The sequence below is a fragment of the Actinomyces sp. oral taxon 171 str. F0337 genome (assembly GCF_005696555.1).
In the GTDB taxonomy this organism is placed as follows: domain Bacteria; phylum Actinomycetota; class Actinomycetes; order Actinomycetales; family Actinomycetaceae; genus Actinomyces; species Actinomyces oris_E.
Genome location: NZ_CP040005.1, coordinates 2,580,718 through 2,592,003, shown reverse-complemented (window position 1 = coordinate 2,592,003; position 11,286 = coordinate 2,580,718). Strand labels below are relative to the sequence as shown.

At 68.7% G+C, this 11,286-nt stretch carries 7 protein-coding genes; all 7 read left to right on the top strand.

The window, feature by feature from the left end:
* The first annotated feature begins 369 nt into the window (after window positions 1-369).
* The 7 genes from FBF36_RS11140 (at window position 370) to FBF36_RS11105 (ending at window position 11,247) form a co-directional block, all read left to right on the top strand.
* Window positions 370-2,970: an ATP-dependent Clp protease ATP-binding subunit gene (locus FBF36_RS11140; RefSeq protein ID WP_009396175.1), complete on the top strand. Its 2,601-nt coding sequence runs from the start codon at window positions 370-372 to the stop codon at window positions 2,968-2,970.
* 624 nt (window positions 2,971-3,594) lie between these two features.
* A complete protein-coding gene (locus FBF36_RS11135) occupies window positions 3,595-5,043 on the top strand; it encodes a hypothetical protein (RefSeq protein WP_009396171.1) in 1,449 nt (482 codons plus the stop codon).
* A complete protein-coding gene (pelF, locus tag FBF36_RS11130) occupies window positions 5,040-7,466 on the top strand; it encodes a GT4 family glycosyltransferase PelF (protein ID WP_138137537.1) in 2,427 nt (808 codons plus the stop codon). Before FBF36_RS11135 ends, pelF begins: the two co-directional genes overlap by 4 nt.
* A complete protein-coding gene (locus FBF36_RS11125; RefSeq protein WP_138137536.1) occupies window positions 7,463-8,572 on the top strand; it encodes a putative glycoside hydrolase in 1,110 nt (369 codons plus the stop codon). The genes pelF and FBF36_RS11125 overlap by 4 nt, the downstream gene beginning before the upstream one ends.
* Window positions 8,573-8,774: 202 nt before the next feature.
* Window positions 8,775-10,187: an MFS transporter gene (locus FBF36_RS11115; protein WP_009395377.1), complete on the top strand. Its 1,413-nt coding sequence runs from the start codon at window positions 8,775-8,777 to the stop codon at window positions 10,185-10,187.
* Window positions 10,188-10,215: 28 nt separating this feature from the next.
* Window positions 10,216-10,662 carry a universal stress protein gene (locus FBF36_RS11110; protein WP_009234307.1) on the top strand — a complete coding sequence of 149 codons (447 nt, stop codon included), beginning with the start codon at window positions 10,216-10,218 and terminating at the stop codon, window positions 10,660-10,662.
* A gap of 147 nt (window positions 10,663-10,809) precedes the next feature.
* Window positions 10,810-11,247, top strand: a complete 438-nt coding sequence (locus tag FBF36_RS11105; protein WP_225792351.1) for a putative glycoside hydrolase — start codon at window positions 10,810-10,812, stop codon at window positions 11,245-11,247.
* Window positions 11,248-11,286 lie beyond the last annotated feature (39 nt).

Genomic DNA, 11,286 nt, shown 5'->3' with positions numbered 1-11,286 from the left:
GCGGCAGAATTCGTGAGGCAGTTCGTCCTGCGCCTCTTGGGTGCACCCATGCCGTCTCTGCCGTCGCGGTCGTACCTTGGGCCTCGCGTTCAGGGGCAAAGGGTGTGAACGCGAGACCTACCCGACGACCGCGACCGATGGAGGCTGGCCGCGAGGCAGGGACTGGGCCTGTGCAAGCGAACCAGGGCTGAGTCGACCCGGCTCAAGGCCTACTCACGCCTACCGCGAACAGGGGCATGGCCAAGGCATCCGGCTGGTTAGCCTTGTCAGCACGTGCTCTCAGCGCCATCTCTCCGCGGCGCTGCGACATCCCTCGCCACCACCGGACGAGCGGTCCCGCACGGAGCACGTGCCGAGGAGGAATTACTGATGTTTGAACGCTTTACCGACCGTGCCCGCCGCGTCGTCGTGCTCGCGCAGGACGAGGCGCGGGCTCTGAACCACAACTACATCGGCACCGAGCACCTCCTCCTCGGCCTCATTCACGAGGGCGAGGGGGTGGCCGCCAAGGCGCTGGAGTCGATGGACATCTCCCTGGACGCCGTGCGCAGCCAGGTCATCGAGATCATCGGCGAGGGGCAGTCCGCCCCCACCGGCCACATCCCTTTCACGCCGCGCGGCAAGAAGGTCTTCGAGCTCTCCATGCGCGAGGCCCTCCAACTCGGCCACAACTACATCGGCACCGAGCACCTGCTGCTCGGCCTGCTGCGCGAGGGCGAGGGCGTGGCCGCCCAGGTCCTGACCAACCTCGGCGGGGACCTGTCCAGCGTGCGCCAGACCGTCATGCAGATGCTCTCCGGCTACGAGGGCAAGGAGACCGTCAACGCCGGCGGCCCCTCCAAGGAGGGCACCCCCTCGGGCAGCGCCATCCTGGACCAGTTCGGCCGCAACCTCACCGCCGCCGCCCGCGAGGGCAAGCTGGACCCGGTCATCGGCCGCAAGAAGGAGATGGAGAGGGTCATGCAGGTCCTCTCCCGGCGCACCAAGAACAACCCCGTCCTCATCGGGGAGCCGGGCGTGGGCAAGACTGCCGTCGTCGAGGGCCTGAGCCAGGCCATCGTCCACGGCGACGTCCCCGAGACCCTGCGCGACAAGCAGCTCTACTCCCTGGACATGGGCTCGCTCGTGGCCGGATCGCGCTACCGCGGTGACTTCGAGGAGCGCCTCAAGAAGGTCCTCAAGGAGGTGCGCACCCGCGGTGACATCGTCCTGTTCATCGACGAGATCCACACCCTCGTCGGTGCCGGCGCCGCCGAGGGGGCCGTCGACGCCGCCTCCATCCTCAAGCCCATGCTGGCCCGCGGTGAGCTCCAGACCATCGGGGCCACCACCCTGGACGAGTACCGCAAGATCGAGAAGGACGCCGCCCTGGAGCGTCGCTTCCAGCCGGTGACCGTCGACCAGCCCAGCATCGAGGAGACCATTGGGATCCTCACCGGCCTGCGCGACCGCTACGAGGCCTTTCACCGCATCGTCATCACCGACGAGGCCATCGAGGCCGCCGCCAAGCTCGCCGACCGCTACATCAACGACCGTTTCCTGCCGGACAAGGCCATCGACCTGGTCGACGAGGCCGGCGCCCGCCTGCGCATCCGCCGCATGACGGCTCCGCCCGAGCTGCGCGAGATCGACGAGCAGATCGCCCAGGTCAAGCGGGAGAAGGAGTCCGCCATCGACGACCAGGACTTCGAGCGCGCCGCCTCCCTGCGCGACGACGAGCGCCGTCTGGCCGACGAGCGCGCCGCCAAGGAGAAGGCCTGGAAGTCCGGCGACCTCGACCAGGTCGCCGAGGTCGACGAGGCGCTCATCGCCGAGGTCCTGGCCATGTCCACCGGCATCCCGGTGGTCAAGCTGACCGAGGCCGAGTCCGCCAAGCTCCTCAACATGGAGGCCGAGCTCCACAAGCGCATCATCGGCCAGAACAAGGCCATCGAGGCCCTGTCGAAGTCGATCCGCCGCACCCGCGCCGGCCTGAAGGACCCCAAGCGCCCCGGTGGCTCCTTCATCTTCGCCGGTCCCACCGGCGTCGGGAAGACCGAGCTGGCCAAGGCCCTGGCGGAGTTCCTGTTCGACGACGAGGACGCCCTCATCCAGCTCGACATGTCCGAGTTCGCCGAGAAGCACACGGTCTCCCGCCTCTTCGGCGCCCCTCCCGGCTACGTCGGCTACGACGAGGGCGGCCAGCTCACCGAGAAGGTGCGGCGTCGGCCCTTCTCCGTGGTCCTGTTCGACGAGGTCGAGAAGGCCCACCCGGATATCTTCAACTCGCTGCTGCAGATCCTGGAGGACGGGCACCTCTCCGACGCCCAGGGCCGCGTGGTGGACTTCAAGAACACCGTCATCATCATGACCACCAACCTCGGCTCCAAGGACATCGGCAAGTCGGTGGCCACCGGCTTCCAGTCCACCGAGTCCGGTGCCATGGACTACGAGGAGATGAAGGCCCACGTCAACCGTGAGCTCAAGCAGCAGTTCCGGCCCGAGTTCCTCAACCGCGTCGACGACCTCATCGTCTTCCCGCAGCTGACCAAGGAGGAGGTGCGCCAGATCGTCGACCTCATGATCGTGCGGCTCGACAAGCGCCTGGCCGAGCAGCAGATGACCATCGAGCTGACCGAGGCTGCCAAGGACCTCCTGGCCGAGCGCGGATTCGACCCGGTGCTCGGCGCCCGTCCGCTGCGCCGTGCCATCCAGCGCGACATCGAGGACGCCCTGAGCGAGAAGATCCTCTTCGGGGAGATCGAGCGGGGGCAGAAGGTCGTCGTCGACGCCGAGGGCGAGTCCATCCTGGGTGAGTTCATCTTCCGTGGCGAGCCCTGGGAACAGGGTGAGGCGGAGGTCGCCGCGCTGCGCGAGGCAGAGGACGCCGCTGCCGGCGGCAGTGGAGGGGCCTCCAGCCCACTGCGCATCCCCTCGACGCCGATCAGTCGTGACGGCGGCGCCTCACCGGCCGCCGAGCCCGGACGCTGACCTCACTGGGGCTCACTGGACCTCGCCGAGTCCAACGGGGCCCGGGTGTCGCACCGGCGCCGAGTCCCCTTATCAGTTCCATACGATGGGCCGCAACCCCACTGGGGTTGCGGCCCATCGTCGTCGCTACGCGGTGGGAGCCTCAGCCTGCAAGGAGTGTTGGTGTGAATCACAGGGGATGTGGTGGGGCCGCATTGCCTCTGCTTTCATTTTTCCAGGTAGTGGCCATTATCTTGGGTGCAGCACTTTGCGGAACGTAGTTCGGACTTGTGAATATATACGGGCTCTGAGGTTTGCGATGCGGCGAAGCGGGAAACGAAAAATGAATAAAATCTGAGCGAAACAAGAGAATGTTCTGAGAGTTTGGCTTGGGTGTCTCATGTCTGTCCTCTGCCGGATACAGTGGAGTGACGATCCGTCGAAAGTCGTCCCTCGGACATGGCCGGTCGGTGTCGTCACCCCGCACTGCGCGGGGCTGTCTCAACCGTCTTCGCCCTACTCGTCCTCACTGTCCGTACCTGTCCGCCCTCATTCAGGCTGCCGTGGCGCTCCTCGACCACGACGCCTGAGTGTCCGGCTCGGATCGCCCGTGCGTGCTCACGCATTCTTGGTGCCGCTACTCCCATGACCCAACTCAGATACGAACCGCGACATTTCCACCAGCATCGTTTTCCGCGACTGCGGACCGCTAACGCTGCTGCGACCCTGGGGGTCGTCGGCGTGGTGACGGCGGTGCTGCCCTGGATCGGCTGGCCTGTGGAGGTCACCATCGGCGTTCTGGTCGTCACGGTCCTCATCGGTCTGGGGCTGATCACGGCGCCGCCCACCCGGGCGCTCAAGCGCGGTGGCATCGCTCGGGGTGCCCGCTGGCACTGGGGCGCGGCGATGCTCCTGGGAATGTCCCCGGCGATCCTGCTGGGCCTGAGCTTCCCCGTCGTCTCCCAGAAGATGGCCGCCAGCACGGTGAGCGGCAAGGGTCTGCCGGTCATCGTCCTGAGTGTGTCAGTGGCGGTGCCGTGGCTCAGCCAGATCATCGGCACCCCCGTCTACCGGCTCCTGGGTGACTCCATCGGCCGCGGTCCGCGGGCGGTGCTGGAGCGATACTGCTCCATCTGGCCGGCACTGCTCCTGTGGGCGCTCGTGCCCACGGCGCTGGAGATCCTCGTCGTGGCCGCCGTGACCGGCTGGAACCCGCACGTCCTGGGCGTCCATACCGCTCTGCTCCTCCTGCACGTCGTCTTCGTCCAGTCGCTCATCGTCGCCGACGTCGCCGGGCGACGCCGCCTGTGGTCGGTGGGCTGGCTCTGCTACGCCGTCGCACTCGTCGCCGAGCCCACCTGGTGGTACCTGCCCCCGCTGGTGGGAGCCCTCAGTCAGCTCCTGTCCATGGGGCGCTCCCTGGGCAGGATCCTGCGGCCCCGCGGGGTCGCCACCGGCATCCTCGTGCAGGACATGCTTCGGGGTGCGATCCTGGGGGGAGTGCTGTGGTCGGACAAGTTCTTCCTCTTCCTGGGCGCCGGTCGCGACTTCGACGTGGCGCTGGTCTACCTGTGCCTCCAGCCCGCCGTCGTCGCCTACTGCTACTACTTCGCGGTCACCGCGCCGCGGGTCAACACCGAGATCGCCCTGTTTCAGACGGTTCTCAAGCGTGAGGGCATGGCCAGCCTGCGCGACCGGGGGCGCACGCTGCGTCGGCTGCTGGACGCCAGCCTCATTCGTGCCTGCGTCGTCGGGGCCGCCGGTGTCATCATCGTCGTCTGCTCCATGGCGCTCATGTCCCCCGAGCAGGTTCCGCTGGTCCTCGAGGTGTGCCTCTCCTCGACCCTGTTCACGGTGCTGACGCTCCTGAGCTACGAGATCGACCACATCGGTGACTCGACCACTGCCCTGCTCCTGTCCGGCATCCACGTGGTGATCGCCGCGGCCCTGCTGCTGAAGCTGGCCGATGCCGACGCCTACCTGCCGCTGGCCGGCGTCGACCTGGTGCTGTGTGCGCTGGGGCTGCTGCTCTACCGCAAGCGGTGGGCCGCGCCCGAGTACTCCTTCTTCTGGGGAAAGGCCATGTCCTGGTGAGCTCGTCATCCTCCTTCCGCGCCCGCCTGGAGAGCCTTCCGCTGCGCTACTCGGCACCGGCCGGTGGCTACGCCCCGATGCCCAGCCCCGACGACGCGCCCGGCATCGGTGACCGGGGTCAGGAGAACGGCCCCAGGGTCAAGGTCGGCCCCGATGGCTATGGCGTCGTTGTCACCACCGGTGGGGCCAGCGCCCCGAGCGGCCCCTCAGCCGCCACCCCCTCCGCCGGATCGTCCACCATCCTGCCCGCCACGCCGCCGGCCAGTGAGTCGGCCTCCACTCCGGAGGTTCCTGCCTCGCCGATCTTCGGCGTCGTCCAGGCCCCGGCCCCCGCCGGCTACGGCGTGGTCCAGCCGCGTCCCAAGAGCCCGGAGCCATCCTCCTCGGGGAGCCCCGACGTCCTGGACTCCCCGATCTTCGGTGCCGTGAGCTCGGCTGCGTCGGCCGCCTCCGCGTTATCGCCGGTGGAGCCGACCGCACCCCGCTCCGCCGCCTCGCCGGCCCCCGATGCCACCGGCGCCGCCGCCCCGGTACAGTCCGCACCCCCGGTACACGGCAAGCCCTCGGCCCCCGCCGAGTCGATCCCGCAGGAGCCGGACCGACCGGAGCCCCAGCAGCCCCTACACCCTGCGCGGCCCCCCGCCCCCACGGCCATCGCCTGGGAGTCCGTGGCCTCGGCCGCCTCTCACGCCGCCGCGATCCCCCTGTCCCAGCAGGTCGCCGAGGAGGAGACTGACGACGAGGAGGCCCCCGCCGGTGCGGCCGAGCTGCTTCAGCTCTCCGAGGAGCCGGAGCCTGAGGCCGGTGCCCGGGCCCTGCCCGACGGCGTCCCCGAGGACGGCGTGTACGCCGACGTCGACGTCGCCATCGTCATGGAGTCCACCTACCCCTACCTCAAGGGCGGGGTCTCCGCGGTGGTCCACGACATCATCACCGGCAACCCGGACCTCACCTTCGGGATCATCCACATCACCTGGGACTCCCACTCGCCGCTCAAGGACCTCTACGGCATGCCGGACAATGTCGCCTGGGTGAGGGTCCTCTACCTGTCCATGGAGGAGCACCAGGAGGACTTCCTGCGCGCCCGCCCGCGCGACCTGCGCATGAACCGCCGCCAGCGCCGCGAGCTGTCCCGGCGCATCCTGGGCGCCATGCTCTCCCTGGCCCAGGACGGCCAGACCGAGCCGCTGTGGGACATCATCAGCGAGGGCCTGAGCGCCTCACGCCGCTACCCGGTCTGGGCGATCCTGGGCACGCGCGAGTTCATGGAGGCCTACCACGACATGATGCCGGACCTGGGGATGTCGATGACCGACGTCTTCTGGTGCCTGCGCGACTTCTTCTCCCTGGCCTACGCGGTCCTGGCCGAGCCGGTCCCGCGCGCCCAGGTCTACCACGCCCACACCACCGGCTACGCCATGCTGCTCGGCGTCAACGCCGCCCGCGAGCACGGTACCAAGGTGCTGCTGACCGAGCACAACCTCTACGTGCGCGACACCGTCAACACCCTCCTGGAACGCAGGCTGGACCTCAACATCAGGCTCACCGACTACCGCACCTTCGACGTCACCGGCCGCGAGCGCATGTGGATGGCCTGGTGGCTGGAGATGGGGCGCCTGTGCTACCCCTACGCCTACGCCTCCACCTACCTCTACCCGCGGGCCATCACCGAGGCCAATGAGCTCGGCGGCGACGCCGGGCGCGCCATCGTCATCCCCAACGGCATCGTCACCTCGGAGTTCGACGCCTCCTACGTCGCGCGCCTGGCCGCCATCGAGGAGATCAAGAAGGAGGGCGCGGACAAGCACCTGTGGAAGCTGGTGTACATCGCCCGCGTCGTGCCCATCAAGGGCCTGCTGGACATGATCGACTCGGTGCGCCTCATGGTGGACCGGGGCCTGAACATCCACCTGGACGTGTGCGGGCCCACCGAGCACATGCCCTCCTACTTCGAGCAGTGCCTCACCCGCATCGTCGAGCAGGGCCTGGAGAGCGTCATCACCATTCGCGGGACCGTCAAGGTCCGCGAGCTCCTGCCCGAGTTCGACCTGTTCGTCCTGCCCAGCTACAACGAGGGCCTGCCGGTCGTCTCCCTGGAGACCATGGGCGCCGGCATCCCCACGGTGAGTACCGACGTCGGCGCCGTGCGCTCCGTCGTCGAGGACATGATCGTCACCGACGACGGGCAGACCTGGGACCCCTGCGGCATCATCATCGAGCCCGGCGACCCCACCGTCATGGCGGACAAGGTCCAGGAGGTCATCTCCGACGTCGATCTCTACGAGCGTCTGAGCCTCAACGCCCGCGGCCGAGTGGAGGCGGCCTACGACCTGGTCAAGGTCAACGCCTCCTACAACAAGATCTACCGTCAGGGCGGCGCCGGTGAGCAGGCCGGTGCCCGCGCCGACCGAGGAGGAGCATGAGGAGCAGCACTGGCGGCGTCGGAGCCTGGATCCGTTACGGAAACCCGCTCGAGCCCGGGGAGCTGGACTTCGCGATCGCCCACTACCGGGCCGCGATCCTCCAGCCCTGGGAGACCGAGGCAGCAGCCCGCCTCAAGGAGGCGCGACCGGACATGACGGTCCTGGCCTACCGGTGCCTGTCCTCCACGCGAGACTTCGAGCCGGACTCCATGCGCGCCTCCGGGCTGTCCTACCGCGAGGCCCGACGCCGCGGCTGGCTCGCCAGGCGTGACAACGGCGACCTGGTCGAGTGGAACACCTACCCCGGCCACTTCCAGGCCCGCGTGTGGGACCCCGACTACCGCGCCCGCTGGGTGGAGGAGGTCTGCCAGGCCACCGCCGAGACCGCCTTCGACGGCATCATGGCGGACAACGACGTCTTCGACGACTACTACGACCTGAACCTCCCGCTGGAGACCGTCGCCGACACCGCCGCCCTGCGCGCCGAGCTGAACACCTTCGTGGACCAGGTCGGGGCCGGCCTCAACGCCGTCGGCAAGATCCTCATCCCCAACGTCGCCGAGGCCCGCCGGGAACCCGGCCGCTGGGACCGCCACTCCGCCTGGGGCGGCGGCTTCGACGAGTGCTGGCTGGGCTGGGGGGACAACCACCTCTTCGATGAGGCCACGGCCCTGGCCCAGATCCACGAGCTGCGAGGGCCGGGCCTGTCCATCGTGCGCACGCCCGACGGCGGGGGCGGCGGCTCCATGGCCGGCGCCCGCACGTCCCCCGGCCTCTACGGGCTGGCGGCCTTCTGGGTCTTCGGCGGAGGGGAGGGCGCCTACACGGCCACCGGCCATGACGACTACTCGCGCACCCCCTGGTTCCCCGCCCTCGACGCCGACCTGGGTCGGCCGCTCGGCGGGCCCCGGCGCAGTGGGGGCGCCTGGGTGCGCGAGTTCGAGGGCGGCCTGGCCGCCGTCGTGCTCAGCGGGGAGGGAGGCGGCACCGTGCGTCTCCCGGCGGGCCTCAGGTCACCGGGGCCCACCGGGGACCCGGACGGTGAGGCGCTGGCTCTGGAGGTGCGCCTCAGCGCGCATCGTGGGATGATTGCCCTGCGTGCCTGAGTCATGACCCGGTCCGGCTCGTGCGAGATCCGATAATGGGACTAAAGACCTGTCAAACGTTAGTCATGTTGGGTGGATCATTGACCTGCTTGACTTCCTGAGATCCCCGCCGTCCCGTACAGCGTTCTCTCGGGCAGGAAGTGCGGCGTCCGTCTCGGGCGGCGTCCACAGAGTTCCACAGGGCCCAGGACAAGGATGACCTATGGCACAGACTTCCCAGAATAGCGCGGCGGACATCGCGCACAAGCCCATGATGAGCACTGCTCAGATCCTGCTGATGAACGTCGGATTCTTCGGCATCCAGTACTCCTTCGGCATGCAGCAGAACGCCATGTCGCCCATTTACCAGTTCCTCGGGGCTTCCGCTGACGAGATCCCCATCCTCAATCTGGCCGGACCCGTCACCGGCCTGCTCGTCCAGCCGCTCATCGGGGCGCTCTCGGACCGGACCTGGAGCGAGAAGTGGGGACGCCGTAAGCCCTTCTTCCTGATCGGGGCCGTCGGCTGCTCCGTGTTCCTGTTCCTCATGCCCTTCGTCACCGCCGTGTGGATGGCGGTGCTGTGCCTGTGGCTGCTGGACGCCTCGAACAACACGGCCATGGAGCCCTACCGGGCCTTCATCGGCGACCGCCTGCCGTCCAAGCAGCTCGCCAAGGGCTTCCTCGCCCAGTCCCTGTTCATCGGCGCCGGCTCGGCCCTGGCCGCCGGGACCCTCGTCGTTCTGGAGAAGACCCTGGCGGGCGCCACCGCCGCCGGCATCCCCTACTGGGTCTTCGGCGCCTTCATGGTGGGCTCGGTGTGCTCCATCGGCTCGGTGCTCATCTCGGTGCTCTCCACCAAGGAGCTGCCGCCCACGCCGGAGGGCTTGGTCGAGCTCGAGCGCAAGAAGCGGGAGGAGGGCCCTTTCGGCTTCGTCAAGGACATCGGCGTCGCCATCGTCGAGATGCCCCGCGGCCTGAAGAAGATGGCCCTGGTCTACCTCTTCCAGTGGTACGCCATGAACGTCTTCTGGCAGTACCTGGGCCTCATGTGCGCCGTCACCTACTTCGGCGTGAACCTGTCCGACCCGGGGTACGCCAAGACCGAGGCCTTCAACAACGCCTCCGGCTTCGCCACCGGGCTCATGGTCGCCTACTACGTCTCCTGCACGGTCGTCGCCCTCTTCCTGGCGCGACTGTCCAACCGCATCGGCCCCAAGCACGTCCACACCGCGGCGCTGTGCCTCGCCGCCGTCTGCCTGGTCCTGCTCACCCGCATCGGCAGCCCCGGCCACACCGCGGTCCTCTACCTGCCCATGATCGGCATTGGTGTGGCCTGGGCTTCTATTACGGGCGTACCCTACATCATGGCCATTGAGATGATCCGCAAGGAGCGCCGAGGCGTCTACATGGGCGTTATCAATATGATGATCGTCATCCCCCAGTTCATCCAGACCCTCACCTTCGGTCCCATTTACAAGCACCTGCTCGGCGATCACCCGGTCAACGCCATGCTCTTCGTCGCAGTCTTCCTCGTCATCGCCGGTCTGCTCATCGAGTGGATCGACACCGTCAAGGACGCGGACCCGCGGGTGCGCGCCGCCGCCGTGTCCGCCACTGAGACTGCCGTGGCCTGATCGGGTGCCCCACGAAAGGATGTCATCCGTGACCTATACCACCATTGTCGCCGGAGTCGGCGATGTCGAGGCGAACACCCACGTCATCGATCGCGCCTGCGAGATGGCTCGCCTGTGCGACGCCGCTCTTCTCCTCGTCGCCGGCTTCGACCCCGTCTCGGCGCGGGACAAGGCTCGCATCAACGAGTTTGCCCCCGTCGCCGATGTGCGGGTCGGGCTCACCGAGGACCAGGCCTACGCCGTCGTCGAGAAGGCGCGTGATACCGCCGTTGAGCGCGGCGTCGCCCTCGCCCAGGGCGTCGTCGTCGAGGGCACGGCGGTCGATGCCGTCACCCTCGTCACCTTGGAGACCGAGGCGGACCTCGTCATCGTCGGATCCAAAGGCGTCGATTCGCTGTTCGGCCGCATCTTCGGAGCCGTCTCCGTCCAGGTGCTCCGCAAGTCGAAGTGCGACGTCCTCGTCGTCGTTCCCTAGTCGCCGGATAGACGTCGGACGCAGGCGTCGGATCCTGCGCGATCGGACCGGCGGCGGATGCCCGCCACGCGGAAGTGTGGCGGGCATCCGCCGCTATGTTTTGAGGTTCTTCGTGTGTGAGGGCGTGGTCGGGGTGAGCGGGTGCCGGTGGTTCGGCGTCTCGGGGTCCTGCGCGGGCCGGGCCTGTCCATCGTGCGCACCCCCGACGGCGGGGGAGGCGGCTCCATGGCCGGCGCCCGCCGCTCCCCGGGCCTCTACGGACTGGCGGCCTTCTGGGTCTTCGGGGCGGGGGAGGGCGCCTACGCTGCCACCGGTCACGACGACTACTCCCGCACTGCCTGGTTCTCCGCCCTCGACGCCGACCTGGGGCGCCCGCTGGGACGGCCCCGGAGGACCTCAGGAGCCTGGGTGCGCGAGTTCGAGGGCGGCCTGGCCGCCGTCGTGCTCAGCGGGGAGGAGAAGGCGACGCTGGAGCTGCCCGCCGGCCTGGTCCTGCCCGGCCCCACCGGGGCGCCCGACGGCGAGCCCCTGTCCACCCGCATCACCCTGCCGGGACACACCGGCCTGTTGGCGCTGCGCCCTTAAGCCCTCGGGCCGGCCGGCGCAGCCCTGTTCGCGGCTGGA